At 61.0% G+C, this 17,050-nt stretch carries 13 protein-coding genes and 1 pseudogene; 5 read left to right on the forward strand and 9 right to left on the reverse strand.

What is annotated here, in order from left to right; all coding sequences use genetic code 11:
- Positions 1–15 precede the first annotated feature (15 nt).
- A complete protein-coding gene (locus FEJ81_RS21215; protein WP_138247209.1) occupies positions 16–972 on the reverse strand; it encodes a winged helix-turn-helix domain-containing protein in 957 nt (318 codons plus the stop codon).
- Positions 973–1,118: 146 nt separating this feature from the next.
- Here FEJ81_RS21215 and FEJ81_RS21220 point away from each other — a divergent pair, with 146 nt between their 5' ends.
- Both FEJ81_RS21220 and FEJ81_RS21225 read left to right on the forward strand, forming a co-directional pair.
- Positions 1,119–1,748: a TetR/AcrR family transcriptional regulator gene (locus tag FEJ81_RS21220; protein WP_175416531.1), complete on the forward strand. Its 630-nt coding sequence runs from the start codon at positions 1,119–1,121 to the stop codon at positions 1,746–1,748.
- Between the two features lie 137 nt (positions 1,749–1,885).
- The gene (locus FEJ81_RS21225) at positions 1,886–3,376 is read left to right on the forward strand and encodes an aldehyde dehydrogenase family protein (RefSeq protein WP_138247210.1); all 1,491 of its coding nucleotides are present in this window, start codon (positions 1,886–1,888) and stop codon (positions 3,374–3,376) included.
- A gap of 112 nt (positions 3,377–3,488) precedes the next feature.
- On the opposite strand, the gene FEJ81_RS21230 is transcribed toward FEJ81_RS21225, so the two are convergent.
- The 4 genes from FEJ81_RS21230 to FEJ81_RS21245 all read right to left on the reverse strand — a co-directional run bounded on the left by FEJ81_RS21230 (position 3,489) and on the right by FEJ81_RS21245 (position 7,228).
- Entirely contained in the window at positions 3,489–4,124 is a 636-nt protein-coding gene (locus FEJ81_RS21230; protein ID WP_138247476.1) for an NAD(P)-dependent oxidoreductase, read from the reverse strand.
- A gap of 151 nt (positions 4,125–4,275) precedes the next feature.
- Positions 4,276–4,662, reverse strand: a complete 387-nt coding sequence (locus tag FEJ81_RS21235; protein ID WP_138247211.1) for a DoxX family protein — start codon at positions 4,660–4,662, stop codon at positions 4,276–4,278.
- A 213-nt stretch (positions 4,663–4,875) separates the two neighbouring features.
- Complete coding sequence (locus FEJ81_RS21240; protein WP_138247212.1) at positions 4,876–6,354, reverse strand: amidohydrolase family protein; 1,479 nt, start codon at positions 6,352–6,354, stop codon at positions 4,876–4,878.
- Between the two features lie 115 nt (positions 6,355–6,469).
- The gene (locus FEJ81_RS21245; RefSeq protein ID WP_138247213.1) at positions 6,470–7,228 is read right to left on the reverse strand and encodes a helix-turn-helix domain-containing protein; all 759 of its coding nucleotides are present in this window, start codon (positions 7,226–7,228) and stop codon (positions 6,470–6,472) included.
- Between the two features lie 197 nt (positions 7,229–7,425).
- Here FEJ81_RS21245 and FEJ81_RS21250 point away from each other — a divergent pair.
- Together FEJ81_RS21250 and FEJ81_RS21255 are read left to right on the forward strand one after the other, a co-directional pair.
- Positions 7,426–7,952, forward strand: a pseudogene (locus FEJ81_RS21250) (IS6 family transposase); the annotation flags it as partial.
- 218 nt (positions 7,953–8,170) lie between these two features.
- Positions 8,171–9,223, forward strand: coding sequence for an RNA-guided endonuclease TnpB family protein (locus FEJ81_RS21255; RefSeq protein ID WP_138247214.1), 1,053 nt, complete (start codon positions 8,171–8,173; stop codon positions 9,221–9,223).
- A 247-nt stretch (positions 9,224–9,470) separates the two neighbouring features.
- Here FEJ81_RS21255 and ade read toward each other — a convergent pair whose 3' ends face one another.
- Positions 9,471–11,195: an adenine deaminase gene (ade, locus tag FEJ81_RS21260; protein WP_229504847.1), complete on the reverse strand. Its 1,725-nt coding sequence runs from the start codon at positions 11,193–11,195 to the stop codon at positions 9,471–9,473.
- 463 nt (positions 11,196–11,658) lie between these two features.
- On the opposite strand from ade, the gene FEJ81_RS21265 reads away from it, so the two are divergent.
- On the forward strand, positions 11,659–12,720 hold the full coding sequence (locus FEJ81_RS21265) for a BMP family ABC transporter substrate-binding protein (RefSeq protein ID WP_175416532.1): 1,062 nt from the start codon (positions 11,659–11,661) through the stop codon (positions 12,718–12,720).
- 128 nt (positions 12,721–12,848) lie between these two features.
- Here FEJ81_RS21265 and FEJ81_RS21270 read toward each other — a convergent pair whose 3' ends face one another.
- The 3 genes from FEJ81_RS21270 to FEJ81_RS21280 are packed head-to-tail and all read right to left on the reverse strand — an operon-like array spanning position 12,849 to position 16,518.
- Positions 12,849–13,823, reverse strand: coding sequence for an ABC transporter permease (locus FEJ81_RS21270; protein WP_138247216.1), 975 nt, complete (start codon positions 13,821–13,823; stop codon positions 12,849–12,851).
- A complete protein-coding gene (locus tag FEJ81_RS21275; RefSeq protein WP_138247217.1) occupies positions 13,820–14,920 on the reverse strand; it encodes an ABC transporter permease in 1,101 nt (366 codons plus the stop codon). Before FEJ81_RS21275 ends, FEJ81_RS21270 begins: the two co-directional genes overlap by 4 nt.
- Positions 14,917–16,518: an ABC transporter ATP-binding protein gene (locus FEJ81_RS21280; protein WP_138247218.1), complete on the reverse strand. Its 1,602-nt coding sequence runs from the start codon at positions 16,516–16,518 to the stop codon at positions 14,917–14,919. Before FEJ81_RS21280 ends, FEJ81_RS21275 begins: the two co-directional genes overlap by 4 nt.
- Positions 16,519–17,050 lie beyond the last annotated feature (532 nt).

Here is a 17,050-nt window from a genome sequence, read left to right on the forward strand (position 1 = left end):
CCCCCGATGAGCGCGCTATTCGGGGAGCTGCTCGACGACGGCGGTGTCGACGACGGAGACGGAATCGTCGAGGAGGACCTGCAGTTCGTCGTCCCCGCAGGGGATGGTCACCCGGACGCGCAGCGGATCCGTTTCGGTGACCGTCGTCCGCCGATCGCTCACGCACCAGTCGAAGTGCCAGAAGGGTTCGGTGTTTACGTCGACGCCGCGCTCGGAGTGGAAGACGAGGACCTCGGCGTTGTCGAGGAGAGTGACGCCGACCGTTGACTGGAGCCGATAGCTACAGCGCTGGCAGACGTGCTCGACGGCCACATCGAGGTCCGCATCGTCGGGATCGCGGACGAGGTCGGTCTCGACCGGGCCGGTACACTCGGGGCAGACGCCGTCGGCGGCGAGACAGTAGTGGTGGCGGACGTAGTGGTGGAACGCTTGGAGGAGGTCGTCCGTCGTGCGATCGTCGAGTCCGCCCGAGGGGAAGGGATAGCTCACTTGGATGGTACCGCAGTCGGTACAGCCGATGGTGAGGGTGTCGTCGACGTACCAGCCGTGCAGGGGGCCGTCGCAGGCGTAACAGGAACCGGTGGCGGGGAAGAAGCCCAGTTGGGCCCGCTCGGTGAGCGTTCCGGTGAAGATGGAGCTGACGACTTTCCGCCCGGGATAGCGGAACGCGTAGCCGTCGTCGCTTTGCTTGATAAAGTGGCCGGTAAGCTTCTGGAGATGGTAGTTGAAGTTCGCGCTGTCCGCGATGTCCACCCGCTCGAAGAGTTCCGTGAAGCGGACGGGAGCGTCGTCGGCACCGAGCTCGAGGAGCGCACGGAGGATCTCGACGCGCGTGTCGTTCCCGAGGACGGCGAAGACGTCCGCGGGGACCATCTCTGACTCCGTCCGGGCGACCGGTTTGACGCCGCCGTCGCGGTCGATATCCCCCTCTGCCCCCGTCCCGGCGTCGGCGGTTCGATCGAACTGGCTCATGAATGCGAGTTCGTTGACCGACCGGTAAAGGATATCGGAACGCGTTCCGTGCCCCGGCGGGATCGGTCGTCCGGAACGCTCTCTCAGAGCGTCGACTCGAGTGCAGTCCCGGTGCGCTAATAAGGCGCTCGCTCGTACCGGCCGGTATGCCCTCGACGCACGAATCGGACTCGTCTCTCGAGACTCGAGAGGCGATCATGGAGGCGACGTTCCGAGCCCTCAGTAAGCATGGGTCGACGGACCTGCGCGTGCGGGATATCGGGGCGGAGTTCGATAAGAGCCGCACGCTCATCCACTACCACTTCGACGGGAAGCACGACCTCATCTCCTCGTTTCTCGAGTACCTCGTCGAGCAGTACGAGGACCAACCCGACGTGGACGAAACGGCGGATCCGTGGGAGGCGTTGCACGTTCGTATCGAACAGTGTCTCTTCGGGCCCGACCTCGGCGCGGAGTTCGACCACTGGGAGCGCATGAAAGTCTACCACGAACTCTTCTCGCAGGCCCAGCACAACGACCGCCATCGCGAGGCGTTCAACGAACATTACGACGAAATCCGGGAGAACATCGCGCGGGTGCTTCGCATCGGCATCGAGCAGGGCGAATTTCGCGAGGTCGATGTCGCGGACATGGCACAACTCATCACGGACGTCATCCACGCCGCACGGGCCAGAAAAATCTCTCTCGGCCACGACGACGCCCCGGAACAGGCACTGCGTGCGGTCGACGAGTTCGTTCTCCCCGCGCTTCGCCCGCAGCCCGCTCGAGACGACTGAGCGCGATCCTGCCCATCGCTTCGGCCGTCGGTCTCAGCCCACTCGTTGCGAACGACTCGCTATCTGCTCGCTGTGAAGCGGCACGGATTTCTCCGTTCCTGCTCCTTTTACGCGATTAGACCATTTGGTAAAACACGATGCCAGACGAGATACTACTCGACGGTACGTGGGACGAACTGTACATCGACGGCGACTGGACCTCGAGCGAGAGCGGTGAAACGATCGCCGTAGCGGACCCGTCGACCCGCGACGTGATCACCGAGGTCGCCGCCGCGACCGAAGCGGATGTCGACGCCGCATACGAGGCCGCGGCCGAGGCACAAACGGAGTGGGCGGACCAACCGCCCGCGCGTCGGCAGGACGTTATCGAACAGTTTCAGCAGGCGATCCGCACTCACCGGGACGAAATCATCGACCTACTGGCGGCCGAAGTCGGCGGCTCGCGTATCATGGGCGAGACGTCGATCCAGATCGCGTCCGATCACGCGAGCGAGGCCGCGACGCTCCCGCGCCGGATGAAAGGCGAACACGCCGCCTCTAACATCCCCGGGAAGGAAAACCTCGTCCAGCGCGAGGCCAAGGGCGTCGTCACGGTCATTTCGCCGTGGAACTTCCCGCTGAACCTCTCGATGCGGGCCGTCGCACCCGCCATCGCCGCCGGGAACAGCGTCGTCCTCAAACCCTCGACGAACTCCCCCATCACCGGCGGTCTCCTCTTCGCCAAACTCCTCGAGGAGACCGACCTCCCCGACGGCGTGTTAAACGTCGTTACGGGTCGCGGCTCCGACATCGGCGACCGGGTCGCCGGCCATCCCGAGAGCGACGTGGTCGCCTTTACCGGTTCGACCGAAGTCGGCCAGCACGTCGCCAGCCTCGCCGGGGAGAACCTCGCCGTCCCCGCGATGGAACTCGGCGGCAACAACGCTCACGTCGTCACCGCCGACGCCGACCTCGACCGCGCCATCGACGGTGCGACGTTCGGTTCGTTCGTCCATCAGGGGCAGGTCTGTATCAGTATCAATCGCCATATCGTCCACGAGGACATCTACGACGAGTACGTCGAGCGCCTGACCGAGCGTGCAGCGTCGCTCCCGGTCGGCAGCGCACACGACGAGGACACGGTCGTCGGCCCCATCATCGACGAGGGCCAGCGCGACGAGATGCTCGGCTACGTCGAGGAGACCGTTGACGCGGGGGCAACCCTCGAGACCGGCGGCAAAACCGTTCCTCTCGACGGCGTCGATGACTCGCTGGTCGTCGCGCCGACCGTCCTCTCCGACGTCACGAACGATATGGCCGCCGCGTGTAACGAGCACTTCGGTCCGATCGCCCCGGTCATCCCGTTCTCGGATGTCGACGAGGCCGTCGCCCTCGCGAACGATACGGAATTCGGCCTCTCTGGCGCGGTCCACGCCGGCGACCTCGAGGTCGCGAAGGATATCGCCGATCGGATGGAAACGGGGAACGTCCACATCAACGACCAGCCGATCAACGACGAGGCGCACGTCCCCTTCAGCGGAATCGGAGCCTCCGGCATGGGAACGTACAACAGCGACGCGTTCCTCCACGAAATAACCGAGACGAAGTGGATCTCCATCCAGCACGACGCTCGAGACTACCCGTTCTGATCCCGTTCTGATCGACGGCTGACGACCGCGGTGTCTCCGCGGGTCAGTCGTCGCGCTCGGCCGCGAGACTCTCTTTCAGCGTCAAACGAATTCCTCCCGCGATTGCAACCGATCAGTACCCGGTCCCGAGGTAGGTATGCACCGCGTTCGCCTCCTCGAGTTCGTCGGCGAAGGCGATCGCGAAGTCTTCCATCGTGATGTAGCTGTCTCCCTCTTCGTCGGCGACGAGTTCTCCCGCGGCGGTTCGATACTCCCCGGTTCGCTCGCCGGGCTCGATCATCGCGGCCGGCGCGAGATAGGTCCACTCGAGGTCGTCGGCGTCGCTGAGAATTTCGAAGGCGTCGATCGCGGCTCGCGCGACCGGTTCCCACTCGTCGGGGAACTCCTCGCTCTCGATGAGTCGCGTCTCGGGGCCGACATGGAGCCCACCGGCACCGCCGGTCCAGACGAGTCGGTCGACCGACGCGCGTCGCAGTCCCTCGATGGCCGATTCCATCATCTCCGTGAGGATTTCGGGGGACTTGTCGTCGCTCGGCCCCAGCGCGGACGCCACCGCGTCGTGACCGGTCGCGAGTTTCGCGATATCGTCGGAATCGGTCGCGTCGCCGGAAATCGCGACCAGATCGGGGTCGTCGAGCTCGAGAGCCCCGCTGCGCGAGACGCCGGTCACTCGGTGTCCCCGGTCGAGTAACTCGTCCGCGATTCGGTTACCGATGCGTCCGCTCGCGCCTAGCAGTAAGACGTCCATGGATTCGCTCATCGCGTGGTAGTAGCACCGATCGCACAATAGCCCTTTCCCAACCAGATTCCCTTGCGGGTTTCGGCGGGACGAGACTCGAGAAAGAGGGGTGTGAATCGATCGAATCCGCTCGGCTATCGCCGCCAGTACGCGGCCGCCATTACTTTCGACTCGCTCGCCGGAAGAAGGCGATCGCGGCACCAAGCAGCGTCAGGTTCTGGAGGAACGAGGTGAGTTCCTCGTCGCGCGATTCCGAATCGACGGCCCAGAAGTCGTGCATGACCGGCGTGACTCCCGCGAAGAACGTCGCGATGCTTGCCGCGGAGAGCTTCGGCGATTTCCAGAAGCCGATACCGATGCTCCCGCCGAGCAGGAGTCCGCTCGAGGCCGGGACGAGCGTCTCGGCGAACGGAACGCCCTTGGCGTCCGCGTAGGCGATGCGCCCGTCGAGATTCGTCAGGTTGCGAACCGCAAGTAGTGCGAGCCCACCCGCAAAGAGGAGTCGGCCGAACTGAGACGGCGTGCTATCGTCCGTCGTTTCAGACATCACTGGATTCGATGGATCCCGCAGAGTTAACTCTTCTTTTCTCGAGTCGACTGTAGTGATTTCGATTGCCAAGAAATGTTCACTATCCCGGAAATATATGCCGCGTTCCCCGGTCCACTGGGAACCATACCCAACGGCGAGACCGGTGTCGATGATACCGAGCCGTTGGACCCCCGATTCGGAGCGGAATCGGAGGGATGGGGATTCCGTCGATTATCGGAGCCCGCTTTCCCGGAGGATCCGCCGGCCCGACTCCATGAGTCGGTCGCGGTGCTTCCTCGCCGTCTCGTTGTACAGGTCGCCGTCCAGTTTGACGATTTCGCCGTCGACGAGCACGGTATCGACGTTCGCGACGCCCGCTTGGAAGACGACCGTCTCGACCGGATCGTGGACCGGCGACGTGTTGATATCGTCCGTCCGAATCAGCGTGATGTCCGCCCGCTTGCCCGGCGTCAGCGAGCCGATCTCGTCCTCGAGGCCGAGCGCTCGGGCCCCGTCGATCGTCGCGAGCTCGAGTGCGCGTTCGGCGGGCAGCGAGACTGTCTCGATCTGTTCGTTTCGCTCGACAGCCGGCTGGTTGTCGAGTGCTCGTTGGACCTGTAGTGCCATCCGCGTCTGGGTGAACAGATCGCCGCTCACGTTCGAAACGATGTCGACACCGACCGACGGAATCCCGCCGCCATCGATGGTCTCTCGGAGCGCCGGCATCCCCATGCCCATCTGCATCTCGACCTCGGGAGTGGTCGACACCGACCCGCCGGAGTCGCCGATGAGGTCGAATTCGTCTTCGGTGAGGCGGTTCGCGTGGACGTAATTGAGGTCGTCGCCGAGGAGTCCGAGTTCGTCGAGCGTTTCCACGCCGCCCGGGCCGAGCGACCCAATGTGCATCGAGGCCGGAATCCCGAGTTCGCGAGCGAGTTCGATATCCTGCGTGACGACTTCGTCCGTCGAGTAGTCTGGGCCGCGGATCCCCATCGCCAGCGTGAGTCGCTCGTCGTCGGTGGGGAACCGTTCGCGGTGCAGTCGACGGATATCGTCCGGGTGGGGTTCCGTGCTGTTCTCCCACCACGTCGCGCTGTCGTCGCCCGGCGGGCCGTGTGCGAACACCGCCCGGATACCGGCGTCCTCGAGGCCGTCTATCGCGCGGTTGGTGTGACCCGGCGAGTTCGCGATGTGGAACCAATCCAGGATCGTCGTCGTCCCGGCGTTGAGTTGCTCGACGGCACCGAAGAGGTTGCCCAGATACGCGTCGACGGGCCGGTAGTGACTGCTGATTTCGCCGAGCATCGTGTCCAGGTACTCGGAGAACGACCAGTCTCCCGCCACGCCCCGAACACCCGCTTGCCACGTGTGGAGATGGGAATTGACGAATCCCGGAATGACGATCGCGTCGCTGGCGTCGATGACGTGGGCGTCCGTCTCGTCGACAGACCGGTCGATTCGCTCGATCGTTCCATCCTCGACGAGAACGTCGCTATCGCGGCGGACGCCGATATCCGAATCGACGGGGACGACCGTCCCGTCTTTGATCACGATTCGACCGTTTGAGTCGCCGTCCGAATCGGCGGTCCCCGATCTATCGGCCGCTTCGGCACTCCCGAGCGAAGCGAACGACAGTGCCGTCGCACTGCCGAGTTTGAGGTAGTTTCGCCTCGATACGTCGGGGCCGTCAGCGTCGCTCGTTCGTCTCATGGAATCTGCGAATCATCGTTCAGGGCGGGACGGAATAGGATTTGATTCGGAACATACCAACACCCCTCGCCGATCGTTCATATCACGCTCCGCAAACAGCGAAGACCGGGTTCCGTCACTCGTCGCCCGCGATCCCTGCGGATTCCGACCGATCTGGCGGCTCGTTCGAGAGGAATGTCGTCGCGAGCCACGCTTCGGCGCGTGTCACGCGGTACTGGAGCGTCGAAATCGGAATCCCTTCGGCGTCGGCGATCTCCTGTAATGAGCACCGGCGGGGCGTCTCGTAGTAGCCGTATTCGACGGCCAACTCGAGCGCTTCACGCTGTGCATACGGCAGATCGGCACCGGATGCGCGGCCGGTCTGCCACGTGGGCGATTGCTCGAGTCGCTCGAACTCAAGCGTGAGCCCCTCGCGAAGGTGTTCCTCGAGGGCGTCGTAAATCGGACTCAGAGACACCTCGTCGTCCGTGAGGAGCCGCCATCTGTACTCGTTTCCGTCCTGTTCGGCTCGGCACAACATGCCGTCCCCGAGGTAGTCGGCCGCGAGATACGGAATCGATCGGCACCCGTTACCTTCGGACTGTCGAGAATAGATGAGCCGGCTCGTCGGCTCTCGAGCAAGCACTTCGTACGTCAAGTCGAGCTGACAGCCGCCCATTCCTTGGAGATTGGTACATCGTTCCAGTTTCTCGAGCCGTCGATCGTACGCCTCGAGGGCTTCTCGCGGCCCCGTCACTTCGTCTACTCTCCACATGGTATCAGTAGTTGCCTGACACGAAAGCGTTCGGGAGTAGAGTCCGGACTGATCGATGAAGACGTCCATCATGTTATCCGCTCCCCGCTCGTAGGAGACGGTAAAAGCGAACTCCTGCATGGTCGGTCCTTCGGGCGGTATTCCCATGAAGCCCGTGGTAGATTTGCTCGGACGACGTGTGCTGGCGTTCCATCGTCGAGGGTGAAAGTAGATGCCTTCGGGGGTTGGCTCCTCCTCGAACACGTTGAGGGCCGCCCGGTAAGACACCTGCTCGAGATCGTAGTAGATCTTCAGAACTCGCTTCCAAATATCATGAGGAACTAGCCGACGTTCCCCGTGACTGCAATCGGCAGCATCTGGTTAACGCGGTAGGTATTCGACACCACCTTGCAAAACTATCTATTTTGAATACTGTATACTAATCGTAGAAGTCTGGTGTCGAACGCAGTCGAAAGGCCGTTCACGATTGGGTTCACAAGTGCGATCTACAGCCAGCTGTTGACGAGAATCCGACCCACGTTCGCTTGACGAGACGGTGATTCAACTCGACGAACACCGCTATTGGCTGTCTACTGCGGTTGATCCGCAAACGAACAAGACCGCCATATAACGTTGTATCCAACGATTCTGACCGCATTCAGGGCGATTTCTGCAGGAAACTCCGGAGAAATACGAACTTGCTGATGCTGTGTTTCTCGTCGATGGAGCAAAACGTTTCCAGATCAAACTATTTTAGTCACGCATAACCGTCAAAGCTGAATCGTGGCTCCAAGCCTTCGCTGGCTGGCAGAACGCTACAAACGATACACGACCCTGCTCGCCTCCCCAAGATTCTTTTAAATAGTGTCTATTGGAGTACCTGAAGACGGTCTCAGATCGTGACCCGTACTTCGAGCGGACAGTTGCGGTGTTGTTACAGAAGGTACAGGCGAAAGCCCACGGCTTTAGCCGTGGGATGAAGCCGTCACTGCTGAATCAAACCACGCTACAGTAGCAGTCTGGATATTCTCCCGTTCTGAGCCACCAACTTTTACAAGGATTCAACACTATATTACACGTGTAATGGTCGAGGTGAGTGTGGAAACCACGTTCCGCAATCCTAGTCGCTCTCGACGCCGAGAGTGGCAACAAGCTACCCTCATCCTCCGCGAGTGCAAGCAATGGCTCGTAGACGGATGGGAGGACGGCACGCTCATCTCGTCCGTAACGACTGGCGATATCGACAATCCACTCTACTCAGCACTCCAAAACCAAGCCATCCGCAATGCGAAGAACGACTACAATGACGAACCCGTCGAGTACACGGGCGAACAACCCATCGAAGTCAACAACCAGAACTGGGAAATCCATACAACAGAGAACGATTCTGTTGTCATCGGATTCCCGTGTATTTCTGATTGGTGGTACACACCAATCCACGTCCACGACAGCATCGAAGAACCCGTCCAAGCCCTACTCGATGGGAATGCTGAGAAAACGAAACTCAGCGTCTGGCGCGAAGGTGACAATTGGCACTGCTCGTTCACCGTTGAATACGACGAAGAACACGCAGGCGAGGAAACACCTATCGGTGTTGACGTTGGCCACAACTACATCCTCGCTGCAACGCCAGACGATGCGAGTGCTGAGTCGTTCCTTGTGAGTGGGAAGAAATACAAGTTCGTGCGACGGTACTACCGTTCCCTTCGTGATTCGCTACAGGAAGCGGGTGCGCTTCGCGCACGCAACCACGTTGGTAACAAGGAGTACCGCCGTATCGAAGACGCTAACCACACCCTCTCAAAACGACTTGTCGAGTACGCCAGTCAATTCGAGAATCCCGTCATCAAACTCGAAAATCTCGAAGGTATTCGTGACGGTAGTGAGTGGGGTGGTGTCCACTCGTGGCCGTTCTACGAACTCCAGCAGTTCATCACGTATAAGGCTGAAAAGGAAGGGATTCGTGTCGAGAAAGTTGACCCTGAAAACACGAGTCAGGAGTGTAGCCAGTGTGGTGAACTCGTAGGTCGTAACGGGAGTGAGTTCGAGTGTTCGCATTGCGGATACGTACGGCACGCGGATTTGAACGCTGCGGAGAACATTAGCAATCGAGAGGGTGAATCATGCACGGCGTAACACTTGCGGTGACGCGAACCGTGCGGCCCAGCACGTTGAAGAACGTGCCGACAGCATTGCTGTCGCCTGCCACGTGCAGGTGGGAAGGCTCGTTTGACCGAGCTACACGCGCTGCAAAGCACGCTCGTGGTAATAATCGAGCGGTGACCATTGAAAGCGTCACGCGAAAGCGTATTTGAACGCTGAGGAAACGCGCAACCTTAATATCCCCATCGGGGAATCCCACCCGTTCACGGGTGGGTGGAGGTCAATCGAGTATCACGTCGGTGTACTCGAAGGCCGCGATATCGACCAGCCCGTTGGTTGTCAATCGAAGTTCCGGGATGACCTCGAGTGCGAGGAAGGTCAACGTGTGAACGCCGCCCTCATGGTCGAGACCCAGTGCCCGTGCCTGTGACTGGACTGTCTCGAACTGTTCGGTAACTACCGCCAGCGGTTCGTCAGACATGAGGCCGCCGACGGGGAGCTCGAGCGTCTCGATCGTATCGGTCGTTGGATCGTAGGCCGCCACGCCGCCGCCGACTTCGCCGAGATGGTTTGCGACGGCGGCCATCGGGTCGAAGGCCGCGCCTACCACGAGACAGTTGTGTGCGTCGTGCGCGACGGTTACACCGACGGCACCGCGGTCGAGGCCGAGCCCGTGGACGAAGCCGTTGCCAATGTTGCCCGACCCGCCGTGGCGTTCGATGACCGATATCGCGGCCACATCCGCTGTCGGGTCCGGAACGACGATGTCAGTGCCGTCGCGGGACTCGACTGGGAGGGCCTGTTCCGTACGCTTGGTCTGGATCCGCCCCACAGCATCGATCACCTGCACACGGGCAGGGCCGGAGCCGGCGTATTCAAGTGCCAGTTCTGCCGGCTCAACACGGTCGAACGCGACGGTGTCGGTTTCCACAGCAGTCTCCGGCGGCGCTTCGAGAGACGGATCGACGACGCCGTCGACGACCACGTGTTCAACGTCCCACGCCGCGAGGTCGTCGAGGAGCGCCAGATCGGCCGGTGCGCCGGGTGCGACGCGACCGAACGGAACACCGTAGCTCTCCGCAGTGTTGATCGTTGCAAGTTGAATCGCTTCGACCGGATCGATCCCATCTTCGATCGCTCGTCTGACGGCGAAGTCGACGCTTCCCAACTCCATCAGTTCGCTTACGTCGCGGTCGTCGCTACACAGCGAGAGTCGACGGCTGTCGACATCCGAGCGGTTTACGAGCCCGATCAGTCGGTCGAGGTTCTTGCTACAGGATCCTTCGCGGATGTAGACGCGCATTCCGGCGTTCAACTTCTCGAGCGCCTCGGCCTCGGTCACGCTCTCGTGGTCGGTGTCGAGATACTGAGCCACTGACTGCAACTCGGAGCCGGTCACGCGGGGGGCGTGCCCGTCGACCGTGAGCCCGCGCTCGCGGGCAGCCTCGATCTTGTCGTGGATCGCCTCCTCGCCCGCGAGAACGCCTGGAACGTTCATGACCTCGCCGAGTGCGATCACCTGCTCGTCGCCGAGCAGGTCCTCGACGGCCGCAGCGTCGAGCGTTGCGCCGCCGTCCTGTAGGTGTGAAGCCGGGACCGAAGAGGGAGCAGTGAACCGAATCTTTAGCGGCGTGTGTGCGGCGTCTTTGATCATCCCACGGACGCCGGCCAGTCCACAGACGTTTGCGATCTCGTGGGGGTCTGCAACGACACTGGTGACGCCGCGGTCCAGCACGGCGTTACCGTAGTGGGCCGCAGTCACCATCGACGACTCGATGTGCATGTGCGCATCGATGAGCCCCGGAGCGATGTACTCGGCTTCAATCTCGCGGTTCGCTGGCCGATCGGCGAGAGCGACGATCTCCCCGTCGTCGACGGCGACCGTCGTCTCCCGCAGCGTGCCGTTGAGAACGTCGACTAGTGTCCCACTGATCGTCAGATCGACGGTGTCAGTGCGGGTCATCGCGATCGATCCCCACGGGCAGTGGTTCGCTGCTGTGTCCATCCCAGCCGACTCCCGATCGTCGATTGAACATCCTGCAGTTTCGATGGTAAAGGAAAACGCACGTTTTCGTTTGTACGATACAGCTCGTTACACATATAGATATGGGGCAGGAATTCGGATTACTACCGTAAAAGTCAATTGGGCCGCATCGGGGATCGATTACGGTGTCAGTTTCTGTGCGTTCTTGCGTGCTTCTTGGAAATTCCGCGCTCCATCTCCGATCGCTCGGCCTGACTGCGATACCATCTCACACCGAACAGCTTCTCGCGAGTTGGTAGATGTAGCACTAACAATAGGTGGTTGTGGATAGTTCCAAATTATCTCCCAAACTGGGCGGTCCTTATTATTATCTGTACGACTGATTGTGAACTGTGGCGAATACTGACTGTAAGATTGGTTTTATTGGTGTTAGTTCGTTATGTGGTGTCGTATGTCGAAGAGAAGTGACGACTCACGCAGAACAGTGTCGAGACGACAGTTGCTGGCGAGCACCGGGGTTACTGGGCTCGGAATGGCTGCCGGCTGTCTCAGCGAGGATAGCAGCAGCGACGCCGGACTCTCTGCCGCCTGGATCTACTTCGCCGAGGCGGACGATCAGGGCTGGACGTCGTCGCACGACGCAGGTCGGCAGGCGACCGCAGACGAACTGAACGACTTCGAGGGCGATTACGTCGAGAGCGTCGACGCCTCCGATGTCGAACAGACGGCCAGCCAGTTCGCCGAAGACGGCTTCGATGTCGTGTTCGGTCTGAGTGCGAGTTTCACCGATCCGATGGCTGCCGCCTCGGAGGAGTATCCCGATACCGCCTTCGAGGTGGCTTCAGGAATTGATACCGGCGAGAATTACGGTGCGTTCCACGAAAAACTGTACCACGCACGATACTTGGTCGGCTATGCGGCGGGCATGCTCACCGAGAACGACAACATCGGCTACGTCGCGGCCAATCCGGTGTCGACGGTTTACCAGGAAATCAACGGCTTCGCTTCCGGTGTCGCCGACGCCAACGGCGATGCGACGGTGTACGTTCGGTGGACGAACAGCTGGTACGACCCGGCGACGGAAGGCGAAAACGCCCAGGCGCTCATCGACGACGAGGATGTCGATGTCATGGCCCAGCACCAGGACTCACCATCCGTTCTCGAGACGGCAGCGGAAAACGATATCTGGGCATCAGGATACGCGGAGTCCGCGCCGGACGCTGCGGGCGACAACTACCTGATGACCCCCGTCTTCAACTGGGAAGTCGTCTACATGCAGATCATCGAACAGGTCCGTGCCGGCGAGTGGGAGGCCGGATATACGTTCCCGGGAATCGCGGACGGGGCCGTCGATATCAGCGATCCGGGACCGGAAGTGCCCGACGAGGTCGTCGAGGAAGTCACGAGCATCAAAGAGGACATGGAGTCGGGCGACGCCGACGAAATCGTCTGGAGCGACACGCCGTACGAAGACTGGTCCGAAGAGGAAGTCCTGTTCGACTCGAGTTCCTTCGAGATGGACAATATCGACGGGCAGGAACTGTAGCGGCGGGAGAGACGGGATTTTTACTACGATCGGTAGCCGTCAGTACCAGCGCGACCACGGCGTCCTGCGGACGAGTCGGAAACCCGGTACAACAGACCGTCCAACACGGCCGACAGAGTCGATAGGGGTTAGTCCTGTTCGCGGCTGTAGGCGTCGACCAGCGCCGAGGGCCCGCCCAGTTCATTGAGATTGCCCTGTCGCATGACGTACCAGAGGACGACGACCGTCATAATGTAGGGATAGGTATTCATCACTTGCGGGTTGAGCAGGAAGTCGACCGCCGACTCGACCGCGGCGATATCGATCCCCGAAAGCACCGCGTCACGGACCGCACCCGACCGGAAGGAGAGGGCATCGATGGCGGCGAAGAGGTACGCTCCGACGAGAAGCCGCCAGATGTGCCACTGCGCGAAGATGACCAGCGCGACGGCGATCCAGCCCCGGCCGGCGGTCATCTCGACGCCCCAGAAGTTGGTGAACGCGAGCGAGAGTTGTGCGCCGGCCCCACCTGCCAGTGCGCCGCCGAGCAAAACACAGGCGTACTGGATGCGGAAGACGGGCACGCCGGCTGTGTCAGCCGTCTCGGGATCCTCGCCGACCGCGGTGATCTCCGAGCCGACGTTCGTCCGAAAGAGGAGATACCAGATCACAGGAACGAGACTCAGGCTGAGGTAATCCAGCGCCGTCACGCTGAAAAACGCCTGCCCAACGACGGGGATATCCGACAGCAGCGGCAGGGGGATCTGGTCGAAGCCGTCGACGTTTCTGCCGACCCACGCCCGTCCGAAGTACGTCGTTACTCCCGTCCCTAACAGCGTGAGCATGATCCCGCTGATCACCTGATCTGCCTTGAGCGAGATACAGAGCACCGCGTGCAAAAGTGCCAGCGCAGCTCCGGCGACCATCCCGATGGCGAATCCGAGCCAGAGACTCCCGGTGGAGATCGCCCCGGCAAAGCCGGCGAGTGCCCCGGCTAGCATCATCCCTTCGACACCGAGATTGAGCACGCCGCTACGTTCGGCGATGACCTCGCCCATCGCCGCCAGTAACAGGGGGGTTGCAAGCCGGACGGTCGATTCGAGGGTGCCGGCGATGATACTCATGCTGATCCCTCCACACTCGGCTCAGATCCGGAATCCGGCTTACTACCGAAGGTCACCGCTAATCGGTAGTCCGTGATGAACTCCGCGGTCAGAAGAAACAGGATCGTCAGCGCGACGATCACGTCGACCAGTGCGTTCGGCACGTCCATCGTGATTGCGACCGTCGTTCCACCAGCGGTCAGGACCCCGAAAAACAGTGCGGCGAGAAGCACCCGGAAGACGCCGTTACGGCCCAGCAGGGCGACTGCAACCGCTGTGAATCCGTATCCGGGTGAAAAGCTCTCGAAGAGACGACCGTGGACGCCCGCGATCTCGATGATACCAGCTAACCCCGCGAGAAAGCCGCCGATAAGGAAGACGAGGATGTAGATCTTGTAGCTGCTGATCCCCGCCTGTTTCGCCGCGGCCGGATTCGAGCCGATAAACGTGATCTCGTACCCGAGCCTCGTTCGGGTCAGAAGCAGCGTCCCGAGCACCGCCGCGATCGCCAGGATGCCGACACCGACGTGAAGCCGGGGATGGAGGACGGTCGGTAACTCCGCGGCGTCGGGGAGGCGATCGGTCGCTGTCTGCCCGCCGCGGCCCTGAAGCGGTCCGCGAAGCAGGTAGCCAGTAAACGTCGTCGCAGCGAAGGTGAGCATCAACGAGGAGATGATCTCGTTGACGTCGTGTTCGGCCCGGAGATACCCGGGGATCGCCCCGTACAGCGCGGCGGCGAGTCCGGACGCAAGCATCATTAACACCAGTAGGACGTAGCTCGGAACGCCGTAGTTCAGACCGATATACGTTCCGACGATCGCACCGACATACAACTGTCCTTCCGCTCCGATATTCCAGAGGCCGGCCTTCAGCGGAATGTAGACGGCTAATCCGGCGAGAAATAGCGGCGTCGCCGTCGTGAGGATATCGGCGATGCCGCCGAGATCCAGCAGGCTGTCGAGGAAAATTTGCTCGTAGACGAGAATCGGGTTGGCCCCGATCCACAGAAGCGGGATTGCGGCGACGAACAGCGCCGCGAGAATCGTCAGCACGGGAGCCCCGTAGTCGAGCCACCGCGGAGTCGATTCTCGGCTTTCGACTTCGATAGCGGGCGTCATTTGAGCCCCTCGGTTCGCTGTGTTCGCTCGGTTCCGTCCGGTTTGGCTCCGGTCGACATGTACATGCCGAGTTCCCACTTGTCGGTCTCCTCTGGTGTCGTCTCGAAGACGAACTGGCCGTCGTACATCACGAGAATTCGATCGCTCATATCGAGCAGTTCGTCCAGATCCTCGGAGATCAGTACCACGCCCGTTCCGTCCGTCCGCTGTTCGAGCATGAGTTCTCGGATCCGCTCGATCGCACCGACGTCGACCCCTCGAGTCGGCTGGTTCGCGACGAGTAGATCGGGTTTACGATGCATCTCACGCGCGAGAATAAGTTTCTGGAGGTTGCCGCCGGACAGGTCCCCGGCAGCGGTCTCCCGAACGTTCTCGACGCCCCGGACGTCGAACTCCTCGACCAGTTGATTGGCGTACGTCTCCATCTCATCGTAATCGAGCAAGGCGCTATCGCCCGACAGTTCGCCGTTTCGATACACCTTACTGCCGGCGTTGTGCATCACGCTCAATTGCTCCGCACAGCCGTGTTTGTATCGGTCTCCGGGAACGAACGACACGCCGGCGTCGATGAACGCCCGCGGGGATTGGCCGGTCAGATCCGTGCCGTTGACGCTTATCCGCCCGGTCTGAACCGATCGATCGCCGATCAGACACTCGGCCAACTCCCGTTGGCCGTTGCCGCTGACGCCCGCGATTCCGACGACCTCGCCCTCGCGGACGGTGAGGTCGACGCCCGAAAGGACCGAGACGCCGCGGTCGTCACGCGCGCGGAGTCCCTCCGCCTCGAGAACCGGCTCACCGACAGCCACCGGTTCCGTATCGAGTCGAAAGAGCACCTCGCGTCCGACCATCTTTTCAGCCAGGTCGCGCTGGCTGACGGTGTCGGCGTCGATCGTCTCGATTTTCTCGCCGTCGCGCAGGACAGTGACGCGGTCGGCCATCTCTTCGACTTCCCAGAGTTTGTGCGTGATGAAAATGACTGTGAGCCCTTCCGAAACGAGCGTGTCGATGGTCTCGAACAGTTGTTCGGCCTCGTTGGGCGTTAGGACGGCGGTTGGTTCGTCGAGGATCAGGAGATCGATGTCTCGGTACAGCGCTTTGAGAATCTCGACGCGCTGGCGTTCGCCGATATCGAGTTCCCAGACGTTCGCGTCCGGATCGACAGTCAGCCCGTACTCCGCGGCGAGTTCTTCGACCCGTTCGCGCGGCCCGTCCCGTTCTCGCCCGAATAGCCGCTTGATCGGTGACAACACACCGCCGGTTGACTTGGTCTCACGTTCGCCCAGAACGATGTTCTCCAGGACGGTCATCCGGGCAACGAGCATGAAGTGCTGGTGGACCATGCCGATGCCGGCGTCGATCGCATCGTTCGGGGAATCGAAGCTGCGGGGCGTTCCCTCGAACGTGATCGTACCACTCGTCGGACTGTACAGTCCGTAGAGGATATTCATCAGCGTGCTCTTGCCGGCCCCGTTTTCGCCCAGTAACCCGTGAACTTCGCCACGCCGTACTGAGAGATCGATCCCGTCGTTGGCGACGATGTCACCGAACTCCTTGGTCACGCCCTCGAGTTCGAGTATCGTTTGTTCTTCACTCATAGTTGAATCATGTCGTATTGGTCTCTCGCGTCGATTTAGCACTCGTTCCCCAGTCGGATTCCCCGCTGTTCGCCCGGAGAAATCGCTGCGATGGCCTCTCCGGACATATTCCATTGAAACGTTGAATCGTAACCGCCTGAACGGGAGTCAGACCCCTCCTACGCCGTGTGCGAGTCGAACGGCGAAAAGCCGGGGAAACTGGGGCTGGGGAACTCATCTCACGTCGATATTCCAAACATTTGCATTTATATATTCCTGTCTGGGCAGATATCGCACGATAGAGAGGCAACAGTTTGGGAAATATATCTTTAACGTAGAAAAGCGAAAACGATACATTAGATATGGCGAGTACCGCTCGAAACGGACAGACAGACAATGCTTCTCACAGAAGAACCGTCCGGCGAAACGGCCGACGGCACGTGATCATTATTGCAGCTCTTTCTCACCGGGTGAAGAGGACGGTACATTTCCGGGCATGAAAGCCTCGACTTCGTCGCCGTGGTGAAAAGAACCGCCACAACCGCGACGAGAC

The sequence above is a fragment of the Natrinema versiforme genome, assembly GCF_005576615.1.
GTDB lineage: Archaea > Halobacteriota > Halobacteria > Halobacteriales > Natrialbaceae > Natrinema > Natrinema versiforme_A.